At 68.8% G+C, this 25,094-nt stretch carries 28 protein-coding genes and 1 tRNA gene; 2 read left to right on the top strand and 27 right to left on the bottom strand.

The window, feature by feature from the left end; translation table 11 throughout:
- Positions 1-184: 184 nt before the first annotated feature.
- From rho to ADK64_RS43265, 7 genes are all read right to left on the bottom strand, one after another.
- Positions 185-2,194 (bottom strand): transcription termination factor Rho, encoded by a 2,010-nt coding sequence (gene rho / locus ADK64_RS21390; protein WP_053661399.1) that lies wholly within the window; start codon positions 2,192-2,194, stop codon positions 185-187.
- 408 nt (positions 2,195-2,602) lie between these two features.
- Entirely contained in the window at positions 2,603-3,532 is a 930-nt protein-coding gene (gene thrB, locus ADK64_RS21385; protein ID WP_053661397.1) for a homoserine kinase, read from the bottom strand.
- A 297-nt stretch (positions 3,533-3,829) separates the two neighbouring features.
- On the bottom strand, positions 3,830-4,888 hold the full coding sequence (gene thrC, locus ADK64_RS21380) for a threonine synthase (protein ID WP_053661395.1): 1,059 nt from the start codon (positions 4,886-4,888) through the stop codon (positions 3,830-3,832).
- A gap of 6 nt (positions 4,889-4,894) precedes the next feature.
- Positions 4,895-6,184, bottom strand: a complete 1,290-nt coding sequence (locus ADK64_RS21375; RefSeq protein ID WP_053661476.1) for a homoserine dehydrogenase — start codon at positions 6,182-6,184, stop codon at positions 4,895-4,897.
- 147 nt (positions 6,185-6,331) lie between these two features.
- Complete coding sequence (gene lysA / locus ADK64_RS21370) at positions 6,332-7,723, bottom strand: diaminopimelate decarboxylase (RefSeq protein WP_053661393.1); 1,392 nt, start codon at positions 7,721-7,723, stop codon at positions 6,332-6,334.
- Between the two features lie 55 nt (positions 7,724-7,778).
- Positions 7,779-8,834: an ArgS-related anticodon-binding protein NrtL gene (gene nrtL, locus ADK64_RS21365; RefSeq protein ID WP_053661391.1), complete on the bottom strand. Its 1,056-nt coding sequence runs from the start codon at positions 8,832-8,834 to the stop codon at positions 7,779-7,781.
- Between the two features lie 126 nt (positions 8,835-8,960).
- On the bottom strand, positions 8,961-9,545 hold the full coding sequence (locus ADK64_RS43265; protein WP_078992765.1) for a response regulator: 585 nt from the start codon (positions 9,543-9,545) through the stop codon (positions 8,961-8,963).
- A gap of 145 nt (positions 9,546-9,690) precedes the next feature.
- Here ADK64_RS43265 and ADK64_RS21355 point away from each other — a divergent pair.
- Both ADK64_RS21355 and ADK64_RS21350 read left to right on the top strand, forming a co-directional pair.
- Positions 9,691-9,762, top strand: a tRNA-Arg gene (locus ADK64_RS21355).
- A gap of 176 nt (positions 9,763-9,938) precedes the next feature.
- Positions 9,939-10,412 (top strand): DUF4145 domain-containing protein, encoded by a 474-nt coding sequence (locus tag ADK64_RS21350; RefSeq protein ID WP_053661389.1) that lies wholly within the window; start codon positions 9,939-9,941, stop codon positions 10,410-10,412.
- A 652-nt stretch (positions 10,413-11,064) separates the two neighbouring features.
- On the opposite strand, the gene ADK64_RS46060 is transcribed toward ADK64_RS21350, so the two are convergent.
- The 20 genes from ADK64_RS46060 to ADK64_RS21255 form a co-directional block, all read right to left on the bottom strand.
- Positions 11,065-12,045: an MvdC/MvdD family ATP grasp protein gene (locus ADK64_RS46060; protein WP_159046311.1), complete on the bottom strand. Its 981-nt coding sequence runs from the start codon at positions 12,043-12,045 to the stop codon at positions 11,065-11,067.
- Positions 12,046-12,690: 645 nt separating this feature from the next.
- Positions 12,691-14,133 (bottom strand): tyrosine-type recombinase/integrase, encoded by a 1,443-nt coding sequence (locus ADK64_RS21345; RefSeq protein ID WP_199829672.1) that lies wholly within the window; start codon positions 14,131-14,133, stop codon positions 12,691-12,693.
- On the bottom strand, positions 14,130-14,321 hold the full coding sequence (locus ADK64_RS21340; protein ID WP_053661387.1) for a helix-turn-helix transcriptional regulator: 192 nt from the start codon (positions 14,319-14,321) through the stop codon (positions 14,130-14,132). The genes ADK64_RS21345 and ADK64_RS21340 overlap by 4 nt, the downstream gene beginning before the upstream one ends.
- A gap of 236 nt (positions 14,322-14,557) precedes the next feature.
- Entirely contained in the window at positions 14,558-15,925 is a 1,368-nt protein-coding gene (locus ADK64_RS21335; protein WP_053661385.1) for a DNA primase family protein, read from the bottom strand.
- Complete coding sequence (locus ADK64_RS21330) at positions 15,922-16,890, bottom strand: bifunctional DNA primase/polymerase (RefSeq protein ID WP_234384664.1); 969 nt, start codon at positions 16,888-16,890, stop codon at positions 15,922-15,924. The genes ADK64_RS21335 and ADK64_RS21330 overlap by 4 nt, the downstream gene beginning before the upstream one ends.
- An 88-nt stretch (positions 16,891-16,978) precedes the next feature.
- On the bottom strand, positions 16,979-17,470 hold the full coding sequence (locus ADK64_RS21325) for a single-stranded DNA-binding protein (protein ID WP_053661383.1): 492 nt from the start codon (positions 17,468-17,470) through the stop codon (positions 16,979-16,981).
- Between the two features lie 5 nt (positions 17,471-17,475).
- Complete coding sequence (locus ADK64_RS21320; protein ID WP_053661381.1) at positions 17,476-17,664, bottom strand: hypothetical protein; 189 nt, start codon at positions 17,662-17,664, stop codon at positions 17,476-17,478.
- Positions 17,661-18,257, bottom strand: coding sequence for a hypothetical protein (locus tag ADK64_RS21315; protein ID WP_053661379.1), 597 nt, complete (start codon positions 18,255-18,257; stop codon positions 17,661-17,663). Before ADK64_RS21315 ends, ADK64_RS21320 begins: the two co-directional genes overlap by 4 nt.
- Before the next feature lie 13 nt (positions 18,258-18,270).
- Positions 18,271-18,465 (bottom strand): hypothetical protein, encoded by a 195-nt coding sequence (locus tag ADK64_RS21310; protein WP_053661377.1) that lies wholly within the window; start codon positions 18,463-18,465, stop codon positions 18,271-18,273.
- Positions 18,462-18,659 carry a hypothetical protein gene (locus ADK64_RS21305; protein WP_053661375.1) on the bottom strand — a complete coding sequence of 66 codons (198 nt, stop codon included), beginning with the start codon at positions 18,657-18,659 and terminating at the stop codon, positions 18,462-18,464. The genes ADK64_RS21310 and ADK64_RS21305 overlap by 4 nt, the downstream gene beginning before the upstream one ends.
- 17 nt (positions 18,660-18,676) lie before the next feature.
- Positions 18,677-18,931 carry a hypothetical protein gene (locus ADK64_RS21300; RefSeq protein ID WP_053661373.1) on the bottom strand — a complete coding sequence of 85 codons (255 nt, stop codon included), beginning with the start codon at positions 18,929-18,931 and terminating at the stop codon, positions 18,677-18,679.
- Positions 18,932-19,071: 140 nt separating this feature from the next.
- Positions 19,072-21,303: a cell division protein FtsK gene (locus ADK64_RS21295; protein ID WP_199829671.1), complete on the bottom strand. Its 2,232-nt coding sequence runs from the start codon at positions 21,301-21,303 to the stop codon at positions 19,072-19,074.
- A 74-nt stretch (positions 21,304-21,377) separates the two neighbouring features.
- Entirely contained in the window at positions 21,378-21,734 is a 357-nt protein-coding gene (locus ADK64_RS21290; protein ID WP_053661371.1) for a hypothetical protein, read from the bottom strand.
- Positions 21,725-22,042, bottom strand: a complete 318-nt coding sequence (locus tag ADK64_RS21285; protein WP_053661369.1) for a hypothetical protein — start codon at positions 22,040-22,042, stop codon at positions 21,725-21,727. The genes ADK64_RS21290 and ADK64_RS21285 overlap by 10 nt, the downstream gene beginning before the upstream one ends.
- Positions 22,043-22,106: 64 nt before the next feature.
- Positions 22,107-22,436 (bottom strand): hypothetical protein, encoded by a 330-nt coding sequence (locus ADK64_RS21280; protein ID WP_053661367.1) that lies wholly within the window; start codon positions 22,434-22,436, stop codon positions 22,107-22,109.
- Complete coding sequence (locus ADK64_RS21275) at positions 22,433-23,083, bottom strand: GGDEF domain-containing protein (RefSeq protein WP_053661365.1); 651 nt, start codon at positions 23,081-23,083, stop codon at positions 22,433-22,435. Before ADK64_RS21275 ends, ADK64_RS21280 begins: the two co-directional genes overlap by 4 nt.
- Positions 23,080-24,096, bottom strand: coding sequence for a DUF2637 domain-containing protein (locus ADK64_RS21270; RefSeq protein WP_053661363.1), 1,017 nt, complete (start codon positions 24,094-24,096; stop codon positions 23,080-23,082). Before ADK64_RS21270 ends, ADK64_RS21275 begins: the two co-directional genes overlap by 4 nt.
- Positions 24,093-24,416, bottom strand: coding sequence for a hypothetical protein (locus ADK64_RS21265; RefSeq protein ID WP_053661361.1), 324 nt, complete (start codon positions 24,414-24,416; stop codon positions 24,093-24,095). The genes ADK64_RS21270 and ADK64_RS21265 overlap by 4 nt, the downstream gene beginning before the upstream one ends.
- Positions 24,413-24,703 (bottom strand): hypothetical protein, encoded by a 291-nt coding sequence (locus ADK64_RS21260; RefSeq protein ID WP_053661359.1) that lies wholly within the window; start codon positions 24,701-24,703, stop codon positions 24,413-24,415. Before ADK64_RS21260 ends, ADK64_RS21265 begins: the two co-directional genes overlap by 4 nt.
- 193 nt (positions 24,704-24,896) lie before the next feature.
- Entirely contained in the window at positions 24,897-25,079 is a 183-nt protein-coding gene (locus tag ADK64_RS21255) for a hypothetical protein (protein WP_053661357.1), read from the bottom strand.
- Positions 25,080-25,094 lie beyond the last annotated feature (15 nt).

Here is a 25,094-nt window from a genome sequence, read left to right as displayed (position 1 = left end):
CGCTGACCTGGGGCTTCGGCTCCGGATGTCGTAAGCGTGGAAACCGCAGCCCATGGAAGCGCTTGTGGCAAAGATCTCGCTTGCGGCTTTCCGGTGCCTTGTCCATGCACCCCGGGTACCCCGGCACCCAAAGGGCCGCCCCCTGTCACCGAAGTGACAGGGGGCGGCCCGAACTCGCTTGCCGTCAGTCGCCGTTGCCCGGCGTCGGCGTCGTCTTCTGAATCTGCATCAGGAACTCCGCGTTCGACTTCGTCTGCTTCATCTTGTCGAGGAGCAGTTCGACCGCCTGCTGCTGGTCGAGGGCGTGCAGCACCCGACGCAGCTTCCAGACGATGGCGAGCTCGTCGGGGGCGAGCAGGATCTCTTCCTTACGCGTACCGGACGCGTCGACGTCCACCGCCGGGAAGATGCGCTTGTCGGCGAGCTTGCGGTCGAGCTTGAGCTCGGCGTTGCCCGTGCCCTTGAACTCCTCGAAGATCACCTCGTCCATGCGGGACCCGGTGTCCACCAGGGCGGTGGCGAGGATGGTCAGCGAGCCGCCGTCCTCGATGTTGCGGGCCGCACCGAAGAAGCGCTTCGGCGGGTAGAGCGCGGTCGAGTCGACACCACCGGACAGGATGCGGCCGGAGGCCGGGGCGGCCAGGTTGTACGCACGGCCCAGGCGGGTGATCGAGTCGAGCAGCACGACCACGTCGTGGCCCAGCTCCACCAGACGCTTGGCGCGCTCGATGGCCAGCTCGGCGACCGTGGTGTGGTCCTCGGCCGGACGGTCGAAGGTCGAGGAGATGACCTCGCCCTTGACCGAGCGCTGCATGTCGGTGACCTCTTCCGGACGCTCGTCGACCAGGACGACCATCAGGTGGCACTCGGGGTTGTTGTGGGTGATCGCGTTGGCGATCGCCTGCATGATCATGGTCTTGCCGGTCTTCGGCGGGGCCACGATCAGGCCGCGCTGGCCCTTACCGATCGGCGACACGAGGTCGATGATGCGGGTGGTCAGCACGCCCGGGTCCGTCTCCAGGCGGAGGCGGTCCTGCGGGTAGAGCGGGGTCAGCTTGTTGAACTCCGGGCGGCCACGGCCGTGTTCGGGCGCCATGCCGTTGACGGAGTCGAGGCGGACCAGCGCGTTGAACTTCTCGCGGCGCTCACCCTCCTTCGGCTGGCGGACCGCACCGGTGACGTGGTCACCCTTGCGCAGGCCGTTCTTGCGGACCTGGGCGAGGGAGACGTAGACGTCGTTCGGACCCGGGAGGTAGCCGGACGTCCGGATGAAGGCGTAGTTGTCGAGGATGTCCAGGATGCCCGCGACGGGGATCAGGACGTCGTCCTCGGCGAGCTGCGGCTCGGCGATCTCGTCGCGGCCACGACGGCCACGGCGGTCGCGGTAGCGGCCGCGACGGCCACGACGGCCGCCCTCGAAGTCGTCGTCGTCCTGCTGCTGCTGACCGCGGTCCTGCCGGTCCTGACGGCCGCCGCCCTGCTGCTGACCCTGACGGTCCTGCCGGTCCTGACGGTCCTGGCGGTCCTGCCGGCCGCCGCCCTGGCCCTGCTGGTCGTCGCCCTTGCCACGGCGGTCGCGGTCGCGGCCTCGCTCACGGCGGTCGCGGCGACCCCGGCCCTCGCCGTCACCGGCGTCGCCCTTGGCGTCACCCTGCTGCTGCGGCTGCTGGGCCGGCGCTTCGGCCTTGGCCTCGCTCTTCGCCTCGGCGGCGACCGTCTCGGCGCTGCTCGCGGCGGGAGCGCCGGCCTCGGCGGTGGCACGGCGGCGACGGCGCTCGGTGGGGGCGTCGTCGCTGGCCGGCTGGCCGGGGATCTCGATCTGCTGCTGGGCCACGGCCTTCTCGGCGGGGGCTTCGGCCTTCTTCTCGCCGTCGGCGGCCTCACCCGTACGGGCCTTGGAGGTGGCGCGGCGCTTGGGCTTGGTCTCGGTGGCGGCCTCGGCCTTGGGGGCGGCGCCCCCGGTGGCCTGCGCCTCCTTGATGACCTCGATCAGCTGGCTCTTGCGCATCCGCGCTGTGCCCCTGATGCCGAGGCCCGAGGCGACCTGCTGCAGCTCGGCCAGCACCATGCCCTCGAGGCCGGTACCACGGCGCCGCCGGGAGCCGGCACCGGTGGCAGGCGCGGAGGCGTCCGTGGCGGGCGCGGCAGCGGTCTCCTCGACACGTGCGCCCATCAGATCGGTGGTGTCGCTCACGAAGGGTCCTTCCCTGGAGCGGACGTCGGCCTGTCTGGCTCGGCGACCGGTTGTGCTGTCCGGCTACGGTCCTGTCTTCTGTGAACCGCGCCGGGGCGGTGGTCCGCCAAAGCGGCGGAAGAGAATTTGCTGGTGATGGCGCTTCCGCGTGCCGTGGCACCCAGTGTCACTTGGCGTGGTAGCACCAATTCCGGAGCGTGCCCGGCGGCCGGCTCAATGCCCGCGTACGTCGTACTGCCCATGTACGGCGCAAGGGACACGGAGTGGCGTGGGAGGCTCCCGGAAGAATGTCTGTCCCGGACGGGGACACGAGGCACCTCGCCATGGTGGGGTCGGGTGCAGACTTGAGATTAACACTACCGGATCCAACAAACATTCCCCCTCTCCAAATCCGGCAACCGTGTGCAGTTAATCAACACCGGAGGTCGCGAGCGGCAGCACGCTCGCGCCCTGCATGTCCAGGCTCAGCCGGTTGGCGGCCCAGTCGGTGCCGGCCAGGGCCTCGACCTTGTCGGCGGTGCCGGCGTCGGCGAGGGCCATGACGGTGGGTCCGGCGCCCGAGATGACGGCCGGGATGCCGTCGGCGCGCAGCCGCTCCACCAGCGCGATGCTCTCGGGCATGGCCGGGGCACGGTACTCCTGGTGAAGGCGGTCCTCGGTGGCGGGCAGCAGCAGCTCGGGGCGCCGGGTGAGGGCCTCGACGAGCAGGGCGGCGCGGCCCGCGTTGGTGGCGGCGTCCACGTGCGGCACGGTGCGCGGGAGCAGGCCGCGCGCGGTCTCGGTCAGGACCGGCTTTCCGGGCACGAAAACCACCGGAACGATGGAATCGTTCGGCTCCATCCTGATGGCACGGGCGGCGCCGGACTCCATCCAGGACAGGGTGAAACCGCCGAGCAGACAGGCGGCCACATTGTCCGGATGACCCTCGATCTCGGTGGCCAGTTCCAGCAGCGCGGCGTCGTCCAGACGGGCCTCGCCGCCTATGGTCACGGCGCGGGCGGCGACGATGCCGGCGCAGATGGCGGCGGAGGAGGAACCCAGGCCCCGGCCGTGCGGAATGCGGTTGGCGCAGACGATCTCCAGGCCACGGGGCTGTCCGCCCAGCAGATCGAAGGCGGTGCGCAGGGAGCGGACCAGAAGGTGGCTCTCGTCGCGCGGGAGGGTCTCACTGCCCTCGCCCGCGATGTCGATGTGCAGCCCGGAGTCGGCCACCCGGACGACGACGTCGTCGTAGAGCCCCAGCGCGAGGCCGAGGGCGTCGAAGCCCGGGCCGAGATTGGCGCTGGTGGCGGGAACGCGCACCCGGACGGCGGCGGCGCGGAACGCTGGACCGGCCATCGCTCGTTGACTCTCCTTGAGCTGCGTGACGGTCGAATGACGCTCGATGGACTCGATGGACATTCGACCGAAATTCGGTGGACATCCGATGACGTACGAAGACCCGTCGGGCCGCAAAGACGGCGCGGCCCCGTGCCACACGCCAGGGCATATGCGGTGGGCGGGTTCAGTACAGCCTATCGAAGGAAGGTTCTGTGGCGACATAGGGCGCACAGGAGGCGCACGATGCGTGTCGTAAGCCCCCTGTGCACCCTGTCAGGGGTTTCCCGGGGTGCGGGGTCGGGCGCTGTCGGGCGCTCAGGCGAGGCCGAGGCGCTCGGCGGCGGTGGCCGCGTCGACCGGGACGGTGACCGGCTGCGGAGCGCCGGCGACGGCCCAGTCGGGGTCCTTCAGACCGTTGCCGGTGACGGTGCACACGATCCGCTGGCCCGGGTCGACCTTGCCCTGCTCGGCGGCCTTCAGCAGACCGGCCACGGAAGCGGCGGAGGCTGGCTCCACGAAGACGCCCTCCTGCGCGGCCAACAGCCGGTAGGCGCGCAGGATTTCACGGTCCGTCACCTCGTCGATGGCACCGCCGGACTCGTCGCGGGCCGCCAGCGCGTACTGCCAGGAGGCCGGGTTGCCGATCCGGATGGCGGTGGCGATGGTCGAGGGGTCCTTGACGACCTCGCCGCGCACGATCGGGGCGCTGCCGGAGGCCTGGAAGCCCCACATCCGGGGGGTCTTCGTGGCGACGCCGTCGGCGGCGTACTCCCGGTAGCCCTTCCAGTAGGCCGTGATGTTGCCCGCGTTGCCGACCGGGAGGACGTGGATGTCGGGCGCGTCGCCGAGCATGTCCACGATCTCGAAGGCGGCCGTCTTCTGGCCCTCGATCCGCACCGGGTTGACCGAATTGACCAGCGCCACCGGGTAGTTCTCGCTCAGCGCGCGAGCGAGGGTGAGGCAGTCGTCGAAGTTGCCGTCGACCTGGAGGATCTTCGCGCCGTGCACGAGGGCCTGGCCCATCTTGCCGAGGGCGATCTTGCCCTGCGGCACGAGGACGGCCGACACCATGCCCGCACGCACCGCGTAGGCGGCGGCCGAGGCGGAGGTGTTGCCCGTGGAGGCGCAGATGACGGCCTTCGCCCCCTCCTCCTTGGCCTTGCTGATGGCCATGGTCATGCCGCGGTCCTTGAAGGAGCCGGTGGGGTTGGCCCCCTCGACCTTCAGGTGGACCTCACAGCCCGTGCGCTCGGAGAGCACCTGCGCGGGCACGAGGGGCGTGCCACCCTCGCGGAGCGTCACGACCGGCGTGGTGTCGGATACCGGCAGCCTGTCCCGGTACTCCTCGATGATTCCGCGCCACTGGTGGGTCATTGCTGGTTACTCTCCTTCAACCCGCATGATGCTGGCGACACCCCGCACGGTGTCGAGCTTGCGCAGCGCCTCGACGGTCCCGGACAGGGAGGCGTCGGAGGCACGGTGGGTGACGACGACGAGGGAGGCCTCGCCGTCCTTGCCCTGCTGCCGAACCGTGTCGATCGAAACGCCGTGCTCGGCGAACACGGTCGCGACCTGGGCGAGCACGCCCGGTTTGTCCGCGACGTCAAGGCTGATGTGGTAGCGCGTGACGACCTCGCCCATGGGCGAGACGGGCAGGGCGGCATACGCCGACTCACCGGGCCCCGTTGCACCGTTGAGCCGGTTACGGCAGACGGCGACGAGGTCGCCGAGCACGGCGGAGGCGGTGGGGGAACCGCCGGCGCCGGGGCCGTAGAACATGAGCTGGCCCGCGGCGTCGCTCTCCACGAAGACGGCGTTGTACGCGCCGCGCACGGAGGCGAGCGGGTGGGTCAGCGGAATCATGGCGGGGTGCACGCGCGCCGTCACGGACGCCCCGTCCGCGGCCCGCTCACAGATGGCGAGCAGCTTGATGGTGCAGCCCATCTCCTTCGCCGAGCGGAAGTCGGCGGCGGTGACCTCGGTCATGCCCTCGCGGTAGACGTCGTCGAGACGCACGCGCGTGTGGAAGGCGATACCGGCGAGGATGGCGGCCTTGGCAGCGGCGTCGAAGCCCTCGACGTCGGCGGTCGGGTCGGCCTCGGCATACCCGAGGGCGGTGGCCTCGTCGAGCGCCTCCTGATACCCGGCGCCGGTGTTGTCCATCTTGTCGAGGATGAAGTTGGTCGTGCCGTTGACGATGCCGAGCACGCGGTTGACCTTGTCGCCGGCGAGGGACTCGCGCAGCGGGCGGATCAGCGGGATGGCGCCGGCGACGGCGGCCTCGTAGTACAGGTCCCGGCCGTGCTCCTCGGCGGCGGCGTGCAGGGCGGCCCCGTCCTGGGCGAGCAGGGCCTTGTTGGCCGAGACGACCGAGGCGCCGTGCTCGAGGGCGGCGGTGATGAGGGACCGGGCGGGCTCGATACCCCCGATGACCTCCACCACGACGTCGATGTCCCCGCGTTTGACCAGGGCGGTGGCGTCGGTGGTGACGAGCGCCGGGTCGATGCCCTCACGGACCTTGGAGGGCCGGCGCACGGCGACGCCCGCGAGTTCCACCGGGGCGCCGATCCTCTGGGCCAGGTCGTCGGCGTGCGTCGTCATGATGCGCGCCACCTCTGAGCCGACAACCCCACAGCCCAGCAGCGCCACCTTCAGCGGACGCGTACGCATCATCCGACCTCGTTTCCTCATACCGTCTACGGTTGGACCAGTCTCACTCACCGGACGGGAGTTTCTACCCTTGGTCCGGATCGTGAGACATGAATTTCATTTGTACGGGCCGGGCAGACCGGAGATCTTCCAGCCCTGTCGCCGGGCCTAGCCGACGTCGAGACGCAGGAGGTCCTCCTCCGTCTCGCGCCGGACGATCACCCGGGCCTCGCCGTCCTTCACGGCGACGACGGGCGGCCGGAGCACATGGTTGTAGTTGCTGGCCATGGACCGGCAGTACGCACCGGTGGCCGGTACGGCGATGAGATCGCCCGGCGCCAGGTCCGCGGGCAGGAACGCGTCCTTGACCACGATGTCCCCGCTCTCGCAGTGCTTGCCGACCACACGGGCGAGCATGGGCTCGGCGTCGGAGACGCGGGAGACGAGAGCGACGCTGTACTCGGCGTCGTACAGCGCGGTACGGATGTTGTCGGACATACCGCCGTCGACGGAGACGTACGTCCGCAGCCCGTCGAGCGGCTTGACCGTGCCGACCTCGTAGAGCGTGAAGGCGGTCGGCCCGACGATGGCCCGCCCCGGCTCGACGGAGATCCGGGGGGTCCGCAGCCGGGCGGCCTCGCACTCCCGGCTGACGATCTCGGTCAGCGCCTTGGCGATCTCGTGCGGCTCACGGGGGTCGTCGTCGCTGGTGTACGCGATCCCGAGGCCGCCCCCGAGGTCGATCTCGGGCAGCTCGACCCCGTGCTCGTCCCGGATGTCCTTGAGCAGCCCGACCACGCGGTGGGCGGCCACCTCGAAGCCCGACATGTCGAAGATCTGCGACCCGATGTGGGAGTGGATCCCGATCAGCTCGAGCCCGTCGAGCTGAAGGGCCCGCCGCACGGCCTCGGCGGCCTGCCCGCCGGCGAGCGGAATCCCGAACTTCTGGTCCTCGTGGGCGGTGGCGATGAACTCGTGCGTATGAGCCTCGACGCCGACGGTGATACGGATCTGCACGCGCTGCCGCCTGCCGAGTTCCCGCGCCGCATGGGCGACCCGCACGATCTCCTGGAAGGAGTCGAGAACGATCCTCCCGACCCCGGCCTCGACGGCGCGGCGGATCTCGCCGGTGGACTTGTTGTTGCCGTGGAAGGCGATGCGCTCGGCGGGCATACCGGCGGACAGGGCGGTGGCCAGCTCGCCGCCGGAGCACACGTCCAGGTTCAGCCCCTCCTCCTCCAGCCAGCGCACGACGGCACGCGAGAGGAACGCCTTGCCCGCGTAGAACACGTCGGCGCCGGGCCCGAAGGCGGTACGCCAGGCGCGCGCCCGGGCCCGGAAGTCGGCCTCGTCGAGGAGGTAGGCGGGCGTGCCGAACTCCTCGGCGAGCCGGTTGACGTCGACGCCGCCGACGGTGACGACCCCGTCGGCGTCGCGCACGACGGTCTGGGCCCACACCTTGGGGTCGAGGACGTTGAGATCGGCGGGCGGCGCGGAGTAGTGCCCCTCGGACAGGACGTCGGCGTGACGGGGCCCGGCGGGGTGGGCGGAACGGCTCATGACGGTGACTCTCAGACTCTCTCGTCTCTCTCAGGGACTTCTCTCGCGAAGGGCCTCAGAGATGTTCGGGTGCGTCGATGCCGAGCAGGGACAGGCCGCCGGCCAGCACCGTCCCGGCGGCTTCGGCGAGCGCGAGCCGGGCACGGTGGGCGGCCGAGGGTTTCTCCTCACCACAGGGCAGCACGAAGGGCAGAAACGGCAGCACGGCATCGGCGACGGTGACGAGATGACGGGCAAGCCGGTCCGGGGCACGGTGGGTTGCGGCCGCGGCGAGGATACGGGGGTGGTCGGCGAGGGGGGTGAGGAGGTCGCGGACGGCGGCGGCTTCGTTGCTGGTGGCGAGGCCGGTGGTGGAGCCGGTCTGCGCGGTGGCGGGGCCGGTGGGGGTGCCGCTGTCAGGGTCGAGCGGGCCGGGTTCGGCGCTGAAGCCGAGACGGACGGCGTTGCGGCTGACGGAGCGGACGCGGGCGTGGGCGTACCGGACACGGAAGAGGGGGTTGGCCTCCCGCTGGACGAGGTGGTCGGCGGTGATCCGGGGTCGGTCGTGCGGGGCGGGGTGCAGCAGGGCCCACCGGGCGGCGTCGGGCCCGAGCGGGGCGGGGTCCTCCGGCGCGGGCACGGGCCGCACATTGACGGGCTCGGCGTGCTCCACGACGGCCCGCCCGCCCTGCGCGGCGACGATCCGTACGACCGCGTCGGCGACGACCTCGGCCCGCACCTCGTACGGCACGCGCAGCACGACGACCTGCCCGGCGAGGGCGTCGCCGTGCCCGTACGCCGCACCACGGGCCCGGATCTCGCGGACCACGGCGGTGACGAGGTCGGCCTGCTCGGCAAGGCTGATGTTGAGGAATCCGGGCCCGGTGACGACGACCTCACGAATGCCGTCGGCGCCGGCGAGCCGGGGCAGCAGGATCTCGGCGACCCGCAGCGGCGGCTGCCCGGCCGGCCGGGCGAGCTGCAGGGCGATGGTGGTGGCGTAGTCCCCACACCCTCCGGGCCCCGGCTCGGTCACCACGGCCCGCTCGGGCACGGTCACGCTCAGCTCCCCGTCGTCGACGGCACGACGCACCGCGTGCAGCACGGTGCGGGACAACTCGACGGGGGTCACGGGACAAGCGTAGGGGAGGAGGGGGGTGGGTAGGCGAGCCGGTTCTCCCGTGGCACGGACGGCGGCGGGTTCCGACGTACGGGACGTTCGGACGGCGACTCTTGCGGCTTCCGAGCTGTGGGGGCCCTAACCGCCGTAGGAGATCCGGCCGGAAACGCCGTCGGCGAAGCCGTCGCCGGCTCCGCCGTCGTCCCCTTCCCCGCCCCGGTCACCGCTACCGTCCTCATCCCCGTCCCCGCCGCCCCGGAGCCCTCCGTCTCCCCCGCGCCCTTCTCCCTCATGCCCGTCGCCGCGCCGGATCAGCCGCTTGACGAGGCGGACCAGTTCGGTCGGTTCAAAGGGCTTGGCGAGGAAGGCGTCGACGCCGACGTCGAGGCCGCTCTCGACCTCGTACTGGGTGCACGCGCTGATGATGGCGAGGGGCAGATGATGCGTACGGGGATCGGCGCGGAGGCGGGCCGCGGTGCGCAGACCGTCCAGCCGGGGCATGACGACGTCGAGCGTGACCACATCGGGCCGCACCTGGTGCACCACGTCCAGACACTCGGCACCGTCGGCCGCGGTCACGACCTCGAGCCCTTCCAGTTCGAGGTTGACCCTGATCAGCTGTCGGATGACCTTGTTGTCGTCCACAACAAGCACCCGACCCGAGGCGCCTGGCACACGTCGAGAGTAGGTCGGGACCGGCCACCGCGTCCGGGTTTTCCCCACTTCCGCCCCGTACAGGGGACCCGTTCCCCCGCACGCGGCCGACCACCCTGGTCCCGGCCCGCAGAAACACGTTCCTGATCACCCCGTCGGACCTGCTAGTGTTCTACCCGTCGCCGCGAGCGAGCACCAGCTCAACAGCGGACACGCCCCCGTAGCTCAGGGGATAGAGCAACGGCCTCCGGAGCCGTGTGCGCAGGTTCGAATCCTGCCGGGGGCACTCGCCGAGGATCAGCAGAAATCAAGCGCTGACCAGGGCGGATGCCGACGCAAAAGGGCGGGACTCAGTCTCACTGAGTCCCGCCCTTTGTCACTGCTGCGCACTGGTCACGATAGACCTGCGATAGACGTGGCGATCTAGCCACGCAACGTACACGTCATCACTAGCCTGGCCTCATGAGCCGTGAGTACAGGGTCGGGCACACCTTCCCCCTCATATGTCCACACTGTGAGAAGCCCGCGTTGGCCACGATCGCCAGCGAAGCCGCCGGCGGTGGCGTGGAAGAGCCGCCGTACCTGCTTGAGCTGGCCCGATGCAGCGTCTGCAACGAACCATTCCTCACCGTCGATGTGGACTACGCGCAAGGCTGGGATGGTCCGGACGTGCTCTGGCCCGAGCAGCTCCGCCCCTTGAGCCATCACGTTCCTCAGTCCTTGCGGCGAGAACACGAGGAAGCACGTCAGTGCTTTAAGGCCAAGGCGTACACAGCCACGGCCGTCATGGTCCGCCGCACGCTCGAAGGTGTTTGCAGCGAGCAGGGAGTGGCGGGCGCGAACGGCCGACCCAAGCCTCTTGTCAAGATGCTTGAGCAGCTCAAGAACGAGGGCAGAATCCATGGACGGCTCTTGGAGTGGGCTCAGGAACTTTGAGTTCTCGGTAACCAGGGAGCGCACTTCACTGGTACAGGGGTAAGCCGCGAGGACGCTGCCGACGCACTGGCCCTCGCTGAGGCACTTCTGGACTACCTTTACGTTCTAGCAGCACAGTTCACGGTCTTCAAAGAACGACGCGCCAATACCAAGGGGACCGGTCAGAGTAGCTCTCAGAACTAGTACCCCACATCACTGACACACCTCAGCCGCTATGGATCCGAACTGAGCTCGACCTCCAACCGCCGCAACCTCAGCCGTTAAACCTCCTCTAGATTCTCGAATAGAACCCTTGGAGTTTCTAGTTAATAACTTCCCGCGACAGGTCCTCGCCGTCATGTTGCCGACGGCCGGTGGGCCATTCAGCCATCTAAGTCCGCATGGCAGACATCTCCTAGGTACATCCTATAGGCACTGTCTACCCTGGTAATATAGACTTGCGTGGCATTCAGTCGCAGGTCCAAACTAGTAACTGACCGCAACCGCTCCGCAATAGCGGCCGGCAACTCAATGACTTGCCGGCCGATCGGGATAGTCAGGTCGGATGGCCCCCCGCTTGCCATATCGCCATCTTCTGTACAAGGAAGAATGTTCGACCGGCTATTTTCACCAGACATAGAAGCCTCCGCCGAGATCGCATGTAATCCTAGATTCACCCAGCAGGAAAACCTGCTCCGGCAGTAAGCAAATCGCACATAGCTGCAACCAGCGGTAGGCCCGTTATTTCTTCGAGCCAATACCATTGCCCGTTAGGGTTAATTTCCAGGAAGATGTAATCCCCATCGGGTGTCAGAATGAAATCAATCGCGCCAAATCTCAACCCGAGTCGACCTACCAGCTCGATGGACAACCTACTCAAATTTCTGGGCAGCTCGATTGGATGATGGGGCAAGGTGTATATCTGACTGCGCCGAAAATCGATGCTGGATTCTTCGAAGTTTTGCGAGTCAATACCTACAGCGAACACTTTTTCACCAATTACGGTGACTCGGACGTCCATTCTCTTCTTTATGCACTCCTGAAGGTACGTAGGGCCAAAACGCACTGAGGATATCAGGTCCATATCTTGATTGGAAACCAGATGCGTGTATATCGTTCCATTTAGGTCAGGGTAGGAGATGGAGGGGTTACCAAGTGTTTTTACGATCGTCCCCTGGCGACATGAGGCGATGAAGCGGGACGCCCGGTCCACGTCATTCGTAATGGTGAAGCGAGGTACAGTGAAGCCCATTTCCATGGCGACCTTAAGTTGTGCCGCCTTCAGGCTGGCCTTCCTGATGGCTTCGGGGTTACTTACCCATTGAGGTAGGAACTCGCCGCTCCAGAATCCCTGGAAGAGACTGCGACACTCAGCTCGAAGCCATCTATCCTCTTCCGGAGACAGCTTATCCGAAAGGGCGAAGTCTCCTGGTCGCCGATACCATACGCTTGTCACGCAAGAGAGATCTATAAGTGAATCATCTATGCTCAAGAACGCCTTGATGGCATCGGAGCTGCTCTCCAGGGTGAGCGACGATTTATCAGGGTACGTAGCAGGATTGTAGATTACAAAGTGCCTTCCGCGCCGAGAGAGCTCGGCTGTGACTGGCGGGACATGGCCATCGAATTCAGAGTTTGAAATGACCAAGATCACGGGTCGATCCCCAGGTCGGAGAATTCTATGTCCCGACCATCTTTCGTAGTCAAGATCTTACCCGTCAGTCGAGTGCTTCGCAGGAAGAAGCTCTCTCCTGTAATTGCCTCGTTATCCATGGCAATCCACTCTGTGGCAACCCTGAGGACGAAAGGGAGAGGGCGATCGTCAGCTTGAGTCCGTGGTGATCTTGGCATCGACCCGCCAGACGGTGATTGATGCGGCACGTTCGGTGTGGCGGCTTAAGTTACCACCACACCGAAGTGAGGGAACGGGGCTAAGTGCAAGGCTGGTCTTCGTCCTTGTCGCCGCATACCCAGCCCGGCCCCGACCCATCACAGCTAGTCCCGGTGCTTTTAGCGGTGGCCCTGACAACTTTTCCGCTGTTTATTAGCGCCTCCACGTCAGGCTGCTTGTCTTCGGGGATAAGCAGCATGATGGGCTCTGCGCCGGTGCGTGGCTCTGCGCCGGTGCCTGGTGTATAGCTGGTCATGATGCCTCCCGGCCAATTGGTGGCACCTTCAGGGTAGGCGATCTCCGGCAACCTCGCAGCTTGGCATTCCTGCTTACAACGGCTACCTAGCTAGCCGATAGCCGGGGCGCATCGCACATCCGCGTGCCCCGGCCGCAAACCAGACTGACCCGTCACTCGGGCCAATCCAGCTCCTTTTCGATCTTCTTGTTCATGACCTCCTCCTGGCCGTAGATGCACCCCTCGTAGACGCGATGGATCACCTCGGGCGAGTTGCCGACCCGACGGGCGACCTCGGCCACGGGCACTCCGGCGTTCAGCCACGTCGTGATGCACGTGTGCCGCAGGTCGTACGGCCGCCCGCCGAGGATGGACGTCTGAAGGTCCGGCGGCAGCGCGTACTCCCGAGCGTCCCGCCACACGCGCCAATAGGTGCTGCTGCCCACGAGACCGCCCCGCTCGTTCGTGAAGAGCCGCCCATCCTTGGCCGTGCCGAACTCCTTCAGGTGGGCACGGAGCATGGCCACGAGTGGCGGGGGGATCGGGACCGGTCGGTCTTCCTTGGCTTCCCTCGACTTCAGGCCGCGCTTATCGTGGCGCTCTCCGCTGTCGGTCCACTGCCTGCCCGATACGGGGTGCGTGTCGTGAAGCGTCAGAACGCCCCACCCCTTCTCCGGGAGAAAGCAATCAGTCTTCTTGAGGCCCACAGCCTCACTCGGGCGGAGCCCCGCGAAGTACATGACCGCGTAGAAGCCCACCAGGCGCCGGCCCTTCTTGCGGTCCCATGTCCCGACGTACGAGACCGATGCGAGTAGTTGAGCGGCCTGCGTCTTGTTCACGAGAACGCGGGGGTCCACACGGTCCGATGAGGAACTCTTCACCCTCTTGATGGCAGTAAGTGGGTTCTCCGTTAGAAGCTTGCGCTCGATGGCGTATTCAACTGCGGTGCTGAGCGCGCGCCGACGGCGACGGGAGGTCTCCCCCGCTGCGGGGGCGCCGTCCAGTTTGAAGGAAATCCGATACTGAACATCGCGAAGAATCTTCGGGTCTTCCAACGAGGAGACGAGAAGCGATTTCTTGAAGATCCACCCGTACGCGTCTTCAAGTTCCTCCGGCGGGTCAAGCTCGGCGTTCTTGGGAACAACCGCCCACCGGAAGGCGAGACGCAACTCTTCCGGTGACGGCATTTTAGGTTCCTGCTCCACCAGAGCCAGCGTCACCGCGGCGAGCCCGTCGGCGATGCTCTCACGGGTCTTGGCCGCGGCAGTCGGCCAGCGCATCGCCATGTACTCGCGGCAGAACGCGAACCAGGGCAGTTCCTCACGTGTTTGCTCCGCACTGACCTCGGCACGTACCTCGGATTCAGGCAAACCATCCGTGATGCGGAATGCCTCGCCGCGGCGCATTGCCTGCCACAGTTCAGATCTGCGGCTCTCCGCGAGGGCCACCGTAGCGAAGGTGGCGCTACTTACCTTTCCTCCGACTTTCCAACGGAGTTGGTAGGGACGGGTCTTGCTCTGCGCCTTGGACACCTTCCACAGGCGGACATCGAGTGAAAACCCCTCCGGAGCCGAGCGGTTGTTCTGCTCGGCTCCGCTGTCGGTGTCCTTCGTCACGCGCTCTCCTCCAGCGTCTGGAGCCACCGACTGAGTTCGGACCGCCGGATTCGCACCGCGCCGTTCGGGAGCTTGATGGACTTCGGGCCCTTCTTGTACTGCCGCCAGCGGTAGAACGTCGCTCGCGGTACGCCTATCTCTTCGATCACTTCGGGGATGGTGAGCATCTCGTCACGGGCACGAGCCATGACACTCCTCGGGGAAGACTGAGGGCGGTCCGGGGCATGGTTGGGTTCACAATGCTGTGGGTCGCGGCCCATCGCGGCCCAAGGCTGTGACCTGCAGCTTTGTGGCGGTGTTGTGCGGCCCATCGCGGCCCGCGGCCTGGAAGCGGTGGGCCACGATGGGCCGGTGGTGGGGTGTGGGAAAAGCGCAGGTCAGGCGAGGTGGGCCGCGATGGGCCGCGACCCGGCGGATTGTCGGCTCAACCGGCGAGGGTGATGCCGTTGTAGGTAGCGATCCGCTCGCCCGAGGGGGCGCGGGGACGGGTGCGGTTGAGCTGGGGGATGACGGACAGGAGGTTGCGGCCGAAGAGCTGTTTCGTGCCGGCGCGGACGCCGTTGTCCTCGGCCCACTCCCGCCAGACGGCCCACAGGTCGTCCACGGCGACGGTGCACGCGGGGCCGGTGGTGCAGCGCTCGCGGACGAACGCGGACGTAGGTGAGGCGGAGTCCCGCATGGTGGTGACCGCTTCACGGCTGGAAGCGGGTTCGGTGAGCCGGCCGATCCGCTGAAGACGCGCGAGTCCTTCCAGGGCCCAGTTCAGAATCCCGGGCATCTCGGCGGTGAGGCGGTCGGTGAGGGTGGGGTCTTCCTTGCCCAGCCATGAAACCCGCATGCTGAGCAGGACGAACCGGTTCGCGATGACGCCGGAGGAGTCGCCGAAGTGCGGCAGTTCGTTGGAAAGGATCATCAGCCGGGACGGCAGCTTGCCGGTCCACTGCTCGCGGAACTTGCGGTCCACGTCGATCGTGTCGTCACCGGAGATGGTCAACAGCCGCTCTACCACCTGGCTGTTGTCGTTGCCGGACAGCCGGGCGTCGGAGATGACCGCCAGCGATTTCCCGATCAGAGTCGACATCCCGAAGTTCGTGCCCAGCCCGGCGAGCGTCGGCCCGGCAAGGTTCTCCTTGCCGACCAGCGCCTTCAACACCCGCGCAATCGTGCCCTTGCCGGAGCGGGACGGGCCCACGATGAGCAGGATCTTTTGCAGGTCGGTGCGGCCGGACAGGACGTAGCCGAACCACTCCTGAAGCGCGGTGATCGCGTCGGAGTCGTCGGGCCAGATCTGCGCCAGGAACCGTTCCCAGGCCGGTGCGGTGGCGTCCGGGTCGTAGGCGAAGGGGACGGAGACGAGGTTGAAGAAACCGGGAGTGTGCGGCAGAAGCTGCCGGTCACGGATCCGGAGCAGCCCGTTCTCACACGCCACGATCGGGCCGCCGTCCTGCTGGCCGTCGAGCCATGCGGGGGCGTCGGTGTCGGTGGCCAGAAGCGTGATTGCCCCGAGCGCGTCGAGGAGGTTGTTGATCTTCTGCTTGGTCGGTGCCCAGTCGCGTTCCTCGGGCTGTCCGTCCTTGCCGGGCGTCTGGTAGACGACGTGTTCAAGGCGCTCGTACATGTGGGCACGTACCTGTGCCTCGTCCAGCTCGCGCCAGCTGGTACCGGTCCAGCGCATCCACGAGCCGCGCCAGCGCCGGCGGGTCAGGTGTCCGTCCTCGGTCTGCCAGTCGGGCAGGAGGCGCCGGGCGACGGCGAGCGGGTTGGTGGGTGCGGGCAGTTCCTCGGCGGTCATGCGGCGTGCTCCTTGCCGGTGGCGAGGCCGTTGGTGACGGCTCGCTCGGCGTACGGCTCGGGGACGCCGACGGCGACGGCCGCGGCCACGATCTCTTCGCCGATGGCGTCCAGGCCGCACGGTCCGGCGCACTGCGCGTGCTGGGCTGCCAGGAACCGGGCCACGCCGAACGCCTGTGATCCGGCGCCGGATTCGGTGTGGGCGGTGACCATGGCGAGGCCGCGTTCCAGGCCGGTGCGGATGTAGCGCTCGGTGTGGCGGCATCCGTGGGCCACGGACCGGTCCCACGTGGCGCGCGGGGTGAGGGAAGAGGCCACCCCGGCGCGGGCGGGGGTGGCCTCTTCCTTCACCATCAGGGCGCGGACGGTGGACGGCAGTGCGCTCATGGTGCCGGTGCCGGGTCCGAGCCAGCGGGCGTAGACCATGCGCGATTTGATGTCCAGGCCGGGCCGGACGGCGTTGGCGGACTGCATGGTCCCGAGGTATAGCCAGTGCTCGCCGCGGGTGGTGGGCACGGTCCGGGTGGCCGGGAGCGTTCGGCATGCCCAGGCCACGGCGCTGGCGTTGTCCAGGTCCACGACGGTGAGCCTGCATCCTGCCGGGTGGTAGCCGACCGCTCCGGCCGCACGCCATGCCGGAGACCAGGCGGGGGAGGTGATCACACGGGGGTCTGTGGTCGCTGCGGCCCAGGCGTGGCACGGGGCGGGGCAGCGGCATGTCCCTGCGCTCTTCATGTTGGGCCGGCCGCCGCAGGCGCCGCGGGTGCAGGTGCGGCAGTTGCCGAACGGCCCCTTGCCCTCCCGCAGGGGCAGCACCGGAACGCCCGCTTCTGCCAGGGCCAGGGCGGTGCGCAGGTGCTCGCACGTGACGAGTGGGAGGTGGGAGAGGGGCGGCCGGAAGGGGGTGCGCCTCGTCTGGGGGGTACGGGTCGATGGGCCCTCGCCGAATGCCGCGTGTTGGGTCATGCTGGGGGTCTCCTGATTCTCTGCGGAGGGACTGGAGAACCGGGGCGGGCGCAGGCTTGTGGTGAGACGGCGCCCGCCCCGGGTGTATCTAGAACGGCGGTTCGTCGCCCTGCTGCCGGTCACCACCGGCGGGAGCGGGGGTGCCCCATCCGCTGGAGGCGGGGGCGGCGGTGTTCCACGGGTCGGCGGCCGGGGCGGTCGCGGCGTTCTTGCGCTGGGAGCGTTCGACCTTGGCTGTGGCGAACTGGAGCGAGGGGCCGATGTCGTCGACTTCCAGGGCGAGCATCGAGCGGTTCTCTCCCTGCTCGTTCTGCCAGTTGTGCTGACGCAGACGGCCGGTGACGACCACGCGCATGCCCTTGGTGAGGCTGTCGGCGACGTGCTCGGCGAGGTCGCGCCATGCGGTGCAGCGCAGGAACATCGCGGTGCCGTCCTGCCACTGGCCGGAGGTCTTGTCGTAGGTGCGCGGGGTGGATGCGACGGAGAACTTGGCCAGTGCCGCGCCGGACGGGGTGAAGCGGAGTTCGGGGTCGTCGGTGAGGTTGCCGACGACGGTGATGGTGGTCTCTCCCACGGCCATGGGGATCACTCGCTTTCGAGGTGGTTGGGGTGGGTGCCGGAGTTGCGGTGATCGGCGGTGACGTAGAGCCGCAGTCGTTTGCCGTCGCGGGTGGGGTACCGGCGCGCGGCGCCGGTCTCGAACACAGCGGCGAGAGCGCTGCTGACGCAGTCGGCGTCGTCCGGGGTGCAGATGACGCGGATCTCGAACGTCACCGGGCCTCCCGTGCGATGGGGAGTTCAGGCAGTCCGGCGGACTCCAGGGCCGTGGCGTCGAAGCCGGGCAGTGTGGATCGGGTGATGAGCGCCTGGGCGAGCTGTTCGGCGTAGGCGGTTCCGGCGCGGGCCACCTCGATCTGAGCGGTGGCGCGGATGGTCTCGACGCGCTCGATGTGGGCGCGTTCCTCGCGCCGCTCGCCCATGTGCCGCTGGTGGTCGAGGGCGTCGCGCCGGTCCTGGCGCCAGTGGCGGGCGGTGAAGCAGTAGGCGAGCACGGTGGCCAGCGCCCACAGCAGCAGCGGCAGGGACAGGTCGTCGGAGTATCCGGCGACGCCCGCGAGGGCGAGGCTGCCGGAGACGGCGTAACCGGTAGCGGCGAGCACGGGCTCACCGGCGCGAGCCAGGGAAGCGCCGCCCGCTGCTGCTCCGGCGGCGAGGACCGCCATGAGGGCGGCGTTGCCGACGGAGTGTTCGGCGCCGTTGGCGTTCCAGATCCGGGCGAGGGCGAGCACGGTCGTGGTGGCGACGGCGGGCGCTGCCTTGGGCGCGGCGGTGATAGCCCAGTGCCGCACGACGATGGGTTCGTTCACGGGATGCCTCCGGTCAGTGGCCGAGCTGGGACAGGAACCGGGCGAAGGACGCCACCAGGTCGCGAATGGGCCCGTAGGCGCCGGTTCCGGCGGTGAAGAACCCGAAGAGGAACAGCAGCACCGCGGCACCCGCGCCGGTCGACCTGGTCTTGACGGCGATGGCGGAGGCGAGACCGAAGAGCAGCACGGCCGAGAAGGTGAGGATCATCGGCCCGTCTCCGGGCGCGAGCCGAAGTGGGCGGCGCGGGCACGCATCTCGGCTATGAGACGGCGGAGTTCATCAACGGTGACCGGCGGCTCGCCGGACAGAGAGCGTTCGGCGCGGGCCAGGTTGAGGAGGTCCGCGCCTTCGTCGTGGACGATGACGATCGGGGGCTGAGCGGGCTCGGGGTTGTGGGTCATGGGTGGTCCCTTCGTGGTCAGTCGGCGGTGCCGGCGCGGTAGATGCGGGCCCAGCGGTTGTAGAGCCAGCGACCGACGCGGATGCGCTTGCCGGTCGCGTGGCAGCGGCGGCAGTCCTTGCCGCGCTTGAGGCGTCCCTTGCGGTCGGTCTTGAGCTGGTGGCCCATGCCGCGGCACTTGCGGCAGTTACCGAACGGCGAGGCCGCACACAGCCCGCCGTAACTCAGGGTGACTATGAACAGGCAGGCGATAGCAAGGAGGATGGGGGTCATCAGGGGCCCTTCCAGGCGGTTTTCAGCGGTTTCCGCAGGTGGGGTGCTATCCGCTAGATCACAGGTGGGGGCGTGTTTGGGGTGCTAGCGGGGGTGCTACCGGTAGCAGGTGTGGGTGCTACCGGTAGCACCGTCCGGGCCTATGCGGCGCCCGGGTTTTCGCTACGCTCCGCAATCGCCTTCATGAGGTCGGCGCGGGCGATGCCCCGGCGGGTGGTGCGGGTGCCGTCGTCCGTCGTCCCCGCCACGTCGCGGGTGCGGACGTGGTGCGGCTTGAGCGCGCTGGTGACGTTCTCGCCCCTCCAGCCGCCGTAGACCTCGGGGCGCAGTTCGGCGAGGCGGGCGGCGATCCGCTCGTTCCACACCCGCTCCTCGGTCTCCGGCACCACGGCCGCGACGTCGGCGAGCAGGTCGTAGGACGGGCCGGTGACCGCCTCGGGTGCCTCCCCGAGTGCGTAGCCGGACAGCAGTCCGGCCTTCTCCCGCACGCTGCGGGCGCGGACCGCGACGCGCTCGGCCATGGGCGCGTCCAGGAACGTGCTGGAGACGATCCGGGCGTCGGAGCCTTCACCCACGAAGTAGTGCAGGCCCTTGTCACCCCACGCGAACATCGTGGCCCGCACCCCACGCTTGTAGGAGGACGTGCCGAGAACCATGTCGTTCTCGGTCTGGCCCATCACCTTCAGGCAGAACCGCGTGCTCGCGTTCGCCGAGATGCCGGTGGGCAGCGACTTGGCGTCGGGGCGCTGCGTGGCGAGCAGCAGCACGATCCCGGTGGCGGGACCGCGCTTGACCAGGTCGGTGGCGATCTCCTCGAACTCCTTGCCGTGCTCGGCGTGCTCGAACAGAACCTGGCACTCATCCACACCGACCACGATCGGGTGCAGTCCCAGGGAGCGCTTGTCCGCGAGTGCGCTGGTCACCTTGTTCTCGGGGCAGATGTCCCGGGGCAGCGAGCGGATCACCTTGGTACGGCGCCGCAGTTCCTCGCGCAGGGCGCGGAAGTCGTTGAGCGCGTACAGGATCGTCGCGTCCTCCTCGCCGACGCCGTGCCGGTGTGAGACGGCCTCGCCGACCGGGTCCAGGTCGCCGGTGCCCTTCATGTCGTAGCTGTGCACTTCCGCCCGCGGGTCGAGGGCGGCGATGAGCAGCAGCAGCCGGAGCAGGAAGGTCTTGCCCATGCGGGGGATGGCGCCGATGATCCCGGCGATGAACATGAGCGTGACCTCGGCCCACCGTCCGCGCTGGTCGGTGCCGTAGGCGACCGGCTTGAACAGGTCGACCGTGCCGGACTTCAGCAGCGGCCACGCGGGCTTCCGTGCGGCCTTGAGGGTCTGGTCACCGACCCACAGAACGAGGTGGCCGGGGTGCTCCTCCGACTCCGCCTCCGGCCACACGCAGCCCAGCGGCCGGCGCAGTCCCGACGCGAGGCGTTCCCGCTTCTCGATCACGTCCGTGACGGTCACGCCGAAGGGCAGGTCGCCCTCTGCCCGCCAGCCGGGGCCGTCGCGGGTGATCGGGGCCGTGAACTCGAACCCGTCCCGGCCCTTGGACTGCGCCTGGTTGATCGCGGCAATGCCGATCGCACCAAGCGCCCGCAGCACGATGTCCGACGTGAGCTTGGATGCCTTCGGAACTTCCACAGCCCTGTGGATAACCGGATCATCGGCCTTGCGTCCGGCGGCCCCGAGCGCGAGCACCAGGGCGCCGACCGAGACGGCTTGCAGCCAGCCGGGGGCGAGCACGTACAGGGCGAGCGCCAGACCGAAGCCCACGAACATGCCCAGCACGGCCACCAGCGTGCGCAGTCGGACCCGTCCGTCGCGCTGCCGCGAGAGCTTCAGGTACTCGGCGGCGTCCTCGCGGCGCACGGCCGCGAGGCGGACCGGCTCGCCCTCGCGGTCGGCCACCCACCGCATCGTGCCCCCGGTGAACCGGGCCAGCCCGGCCGGAGCCTGCATGGACAGGCGGGCGGCGTACCACGGGGAGCGAAACGCGTGGTAGGCCACGGTATGCGTGTAGTGGCGGGCCACCCACGCGGACGCGGTCTTGAGTTCGGCCAGCGAGCGCAGCCAGATGGGGATCACGGCCCGGCGCTTGGCGGCGGCGAGCCGACCGAGGTAGCCCGGACCGGTGGCCTTCGGGGTCGGCTGGTCGACCATAGCGCGGGTGGTCGGGTCGGCCGACTCCTCGGCGGGCGAGTCGGGCGACCGGTCGGCGCCGGGGCGGGCGCTCGGGTCGGTCGACTCGGCACGCGCCGATCGGGCCTTGTCGAGGTCGACTACCTCACCGCCCGTGTCGGGGCGGGAGTCGGTGGCCATCTCGGCTTCGAGTCGGTTGAAGAGTTCGTTGTCGTCGTCGGGGTGCTTCACTGAGGGTCCTTCCGGAATGGCGGGAGGGAAGGCCCGGCCGTCGCTGTGAGAGGTGGGCGGCCGGGCCCGTTGGGTTACATGCCGGGCGGGAGTGCGCTGCCGGCGGGGAACTCGAAGACCGTGATCAGGGCTTCAAGGCCGGGGGCGTCGGTGTAGGCGACGCGGGTGTAGATGACCGTGAACGGGGTGCCGTCGCGGCCGGTGGTCGGATAAGCGCGGACGTCGTGTCCCCATGCCCGGCGTCGGTTGACCGTGAAGCGGGCCCGAGACGCCGGGATCGGGCCGTGGATGCCAAAGTTGCTGCCGGACAGACAGACGAACTGTGCCGAGTCGGCGGGGAGCGGCTGACGGATCGAGTCACCCGAGCCGCGGAATAGATCGGTGATCCATTTCAGGCTCAGCGTGTTCTTGCCGGCCACGGTCACCACCACCCCGAGGACTTCTTGGCGGCCTTAACGGTGGCGGCCTCGTTCACGATCCGTTGCCGCGCGGTCTGCAGGGCGTGGATCTCCGTGGACAGCCGCGTCTCGGCCGAGCCCCACGCGGTTGTCAGCTTCCGTTCGGCTCGCGCGGGGCTGTTGCCGCGTACGACCCTGTATGAGCCGCTAGCCATTGCAGCCAGGACGGCGCGGCGCTCGCGGCCGGTCAGCGGCCACATCTCGCGGTCCTGAACGGCCTTGAGCTTGCGGGTGGTCTGTTGGATCTCGCGGTCCAGGCGGCGAGTGTCGGGCTTAGCCATGGTTAACCCCTCCTAGGGGTGATGAGTCGTCTGCGGGCGCACAGCCCGCCGGGAGCAGATGGCGTCACAGATCGAACAGGCCCGGCGCGTCGTCCACCGGGGCCGTAGTGCGAGCACGGCGGGCGGCGGCGATGTGGCAGTCCGGGCACCAGGCACGCAGCTCCCCCACCGGCAGCGCGGCGGCCTTCACAGGCGGGGTAAGCGCATCAGCAGGGGCCGCCATCAGGCGGATGCGGTGACCGCGCTTGCTGGTGTACGCGTGGTGCTCGCGCGGACAGCGACCCTCCGTCTTGGCATGCGGGTTGCCGCACTGGCCGGTGCACTGGCAGCGGTAGCCCGCCACCTCCATCACCGGCCGCCACGTGCCGACCGCGGCGAGCGGCTGGGACTTCATGCCGCCACCCCCACGACCGGGGCATCGGTGCGGGCGCCAGTTCGGCCGGCGCGACGGCCTGTGACGGTGGCGAACAGCCAGCCAAGCCCCGCGCGGCGGGCCCCGGCGCGGCCCTGCTTGGCCGCGTACATCGCCTCATCCGCCCTGCGCAGCAGCCCGGACAGGTCGTCGCCGGGGAAGTCCGCGGCGCGCACCCACCCGAGACTGACCGTGGTGCGGACGGCTTGGTCTTGGCCGTCGACGGGGCGGGCGAGCACGCCGTGCAGGACGGCGAGCAGGTCCGCAGCGGTGCCGTGGTCCTCGATGAGCACGGCGGCGAACTCATCGCCCCCGAGCCGTCCGGCGACACCGGAGCGGCCGACGTAGTGGGCGAGCCGGTCCGCGGTCGCCTTCAGCAGGGCGTCCCCGGCGGCGTGCCCGTGGGTGTCGTTGATGTGCTTGAACTTGTCGACGTCGGCCAGTACGACGACCGCGCGCGGGTCCTTGAGCAGGGTTGTGGCACGGCGGGTGAAGCCGTCGCGGGTGCGTAACCCGGTGAGCGGGTCACGCCGGGCGGTGTTCAAACAGCCCCGCAACCACCACACGTGGACCCCCCAACCGACGGCGAGCGGCAGCACGGACAGCAGGACCGTGGTCAGGGTGTTCACACGGCCACCCCCTCAGCGACGCTCTCCGCCTCGTCGTCCGGGGCGAGGGCGGCGTACAGGGGGTAGCTCGCGGCCCGCTCATCGAGCAGAGCATCCCGCACCTGCCGGGCGGGACGGGCTCCGCAGTGCAGCGCCTTACGCAGTGCCTCGGCGTTGACCTTGGCGTTCGTCCAGTCGGCCGTGATGGTGCGTGCCTCAGCGAGCAGTTCGGCCGGTGTGCGCTGCGGCTTGGTGGCCTTTTCCTTGGCCGGCCGCTTGCGCCGCGGCTTGGGCACCTCGCGCTTCGGCTCCGCCGGGGCCTGTTCCGACTCCGGCGTCGGGTCGGGCTTGATGTCTGCGGCGGCCGGGGCGAGTTCTCCCAGTCGCAGTAGGACGCGTTCGCGGCGGGGGGTCTGGCGGCGCCATGTGCGGCCGTAGCGCTCCCGCAGGTCCGCGCGGGCCAGCAGCCGTTCCTTCTCCAGCGCGAGGGCGTCGGCGTAGGAGGTGACCTCCCACAGCGTCATCCGACGCCACAGAGCGAACGTAGGCGCCGGGGCCAGCAGCCAGCGAGAGAACCGGATCTTCTCCATACGCCGACCGGTCACAGCGCCGATGCGGACGGCGTAGACGTGCGCGCCGATCTCGGAAAAGACCACCCACAGCAGCGGCATCGTCCCGTGCGCCACCTTCGCCCACAGCGAGTGCCCAGCGGCGACGTTCAGCCCGCAGGTGACCAGGGTGAGCGCCCAGGGCACGAACCGAACCCACGCCAACGCCATGTCCAGCCGGATCAACAGCAGGTTGGCCACGGTGAACACCGGAATGGCTACGTCGTTACCGACCGGCAGCATCCACGGCTGAGAGAAGCCCCAACGGGCAGCGGCGAGAGACACCGCGTCGAAGGAGGAAACCAAGCCCAGGGCGCCGACCGCGGCGGCAGCAAGGGCACCGACACCGGCAAGACCCATCTCCGGCTTCGTCAGCGGCGGGACCGCCGGACGTTCCGCGGTCTGTGTCGTCTCGGGGGCGTTCATTCCGCACCCCCGTCCGCAACGGGCACGTCGGCGTAGCCGATCAGGTGCACCTCTGCACCCGCGTAGTCGGTCGACGCCTTCAGCACGCGCGTCGCGCCGTCGCCCTGCACCCCGTGCGCCACCTTCTCCGGCGGCACGGCCAAGGCCTCCCGCCACGCCTCGAACGCGTGCAGACCCTCGTGGAACCGCAGGGTCAGCCGCTCGGGGTAGATGCGGGACAGGTCGACGTCCGGGGCGGGCAGGTATCCGAAGTCAGCGGCCAGCAGCCGCAGCACGCGCATTGGAACGGCCAGCGCGTCCAGCGTCACCGGCTCGTTCATGCCGCCGCTCCCTGTCGCGCGGGCCGCCGGCGCCCAACCGGGCGGGCCAGCGGGACGACGTTGAACAGCTCCGGGGCGTGCGCCTCGATCACCTTGATGACCCGGCTCACGTCGTCCGGAAGATCGGGGTTCTCGGCGAGGATGTCGCGCGCCGCGTCCAGACGGGCCGCGCGCTCCTCGTCGGTCTCGCCCTCCACCCCGAGCCACAGCTCAGCCGGGGTGCCCAGGGCCAGTTCGATGAAGTCGTTCACGGAGACGGCCTGATGACCGCCGATGTACGTGCGCATTGGGGGCTCCTGATACGGAGGGACTGGGAGCCGGAGGGGCCGCAGGCGTGTGGTGAGACGGCGACCGCTCCGAAATCCCCCGCCGCGAGCGCGGCGGGGAGAGTGCCCCGGGCCGGATTCGATCCGGCAGCGTCATGCCGGGACCGAGGCTGGATGTTCCGGGTTGGAGTTGGGAAGCGCCGGCGCGGTTCGATCAGCCGGTGATGCGGATGTTGCGGGCCGTCTTGCGCTGGCTGGCGAACTCCCGGCCGATGGCAACCTTGGCCTCATGCCTGGTGACCATGAAGTGGTCGAAGGTCGCGGTGTCGGAGACCTCCTCCGTCTTGCCGGTGTCCAAGTCGGTGACTGTCGCGGTGAAGCGGTAGGTACGGTTCACGTCAGGCTTCTTCCT

It is taken from the genome of Streptomyces sp. MMG1121 (assembly GCF_001280015.1).
Classification (GTDB): Bacteria; Actinomycetota; Actinomycetes; order Streptomycetales; family Streptomycetaceae; genus Streptomyces.
This window is presented reverse-complemented; position numbering and strand designations above follow the sequence as displayed.

Bases quoted from the DNA above. Each gene is read 5' to 3' on its own strand.
- ADK64_RS21375 (WP_053661476.1), bottom strand. From the start codon at position 6,184: ATGCGTACGCGTCCGCTGAAGGTGGCGCTGCTGGGCTGTGGGGTTGTC.
- ADK64_RS21335 (WP_053661385.1), bottom strand. From the start codon at position 15,925: ATGACCGCCGAGGAACTGCCCGCACCCACCAACCCGCTCGCCGTCGCC.
- thrB (WP_053661397.1), bottom strand. From the start codon at position 3,532: ATGGCCGGTCCAGCGTTCCGCGCCGCCGCCGTCCGGGTGCGCGTTCCC.
- ADK64_RS21310 (WP_053661377.1), bottom strand. From the start codon at position 18,465: ATGATCCTCACCTTCTCGGCCGTGCTGCTCTTCGGTCTCGCCTCCGCC.
- ADK64_RS21265 (WP_053661361.1), bottom strand. From the start codon at position 24,416: ATGAACGAGCCGGTGACGCTGGACGCGCTGGCCGTTCCAATGCGCGTG.
- ADK64_RS21340 (WP_053661387.1), bottom strand. From the start codon at position 14,321: ATGGCTCGTGCCCGTGACGAGATGCTCACCATCCCCGAAGTGATCGAA.
- ADK64_RS21280 (WP_053661367.1), bottom strand. From the start codon at position 22,436: ATGAAGTCCCAGCCGCTCGCCGCGGTCGGCACGTGGCGGCCGGTGATG.
- ADK64_RS21285 (WP_053661369.1), bottom strand. From the start codon at position 22,042: ATGGCTAAGCCCGACACTCGCCGCCTGGACCGCGAGATCCAACAGACC.
- ADK64_RS21305 (WP_053661375.1), bottom strand. From the start codon at position 18,659: ATGACCCACAACCCCGAGCCCGCTCAGCCCCCGATCGTCATCGTCCAC.
- ADK64_RS21350 (WP_053661389.1), top strand. From the start codon at position 9,939: ATGAGCCGTGAGTACAGGGTCGGGCACACCTTCCCCCTCATATGTCCA.
- ADK64_RS21330 (WP_234384664.1), bottom strand. From the start codon at position 16,890: ATGACCCAACACGCGGCATTCGGCGAGGGCCCATCGACCCGTACCCCC.
- ADK64_RS21325 (WP_053661383.1), bottom strand. From the start codon at position 17,470: ATGGCCGTGGGAGAGACCACCATCACCGTCGTCGGCAACCTCACCGAC.
- ADK64_RS21260 (WP_053661359.1), bottom strand. From the start codon at position 24,703: ATGCGCACGTACATCGGCGGTCATCAGGCCGTCTCCGTGAACGACTTC.
- ADK64_RS21270 (WP_053661363.1), bottom strand. From the start codon at position 24,096: ATGAACGCCCCCGAGACGACACAGACCGCGGAACGTCCGGCGGTCCCG.
- ADK64_RS21300 (WP_053661373.1), bottom strand. From the start codon at position 18,931: ATGACCCCCATCCTCCTTGCTATCGCCTGCCTGTTCATAGTCACCCTG.
- thrC (WP_053661395.1), bottom strand. From the start codon at position 4,888: ATGACCCACCAGTGGCGCGGAATCATCGAGGAGTACCGGGACAGGCTG.
- lysA (WP_053661393.1), bottom strand. From the start codon at position 7,723: ATGAGCCGTTCCGCCCACCCCGCCGGGCCCCGTCACGCCGACGTCCTG.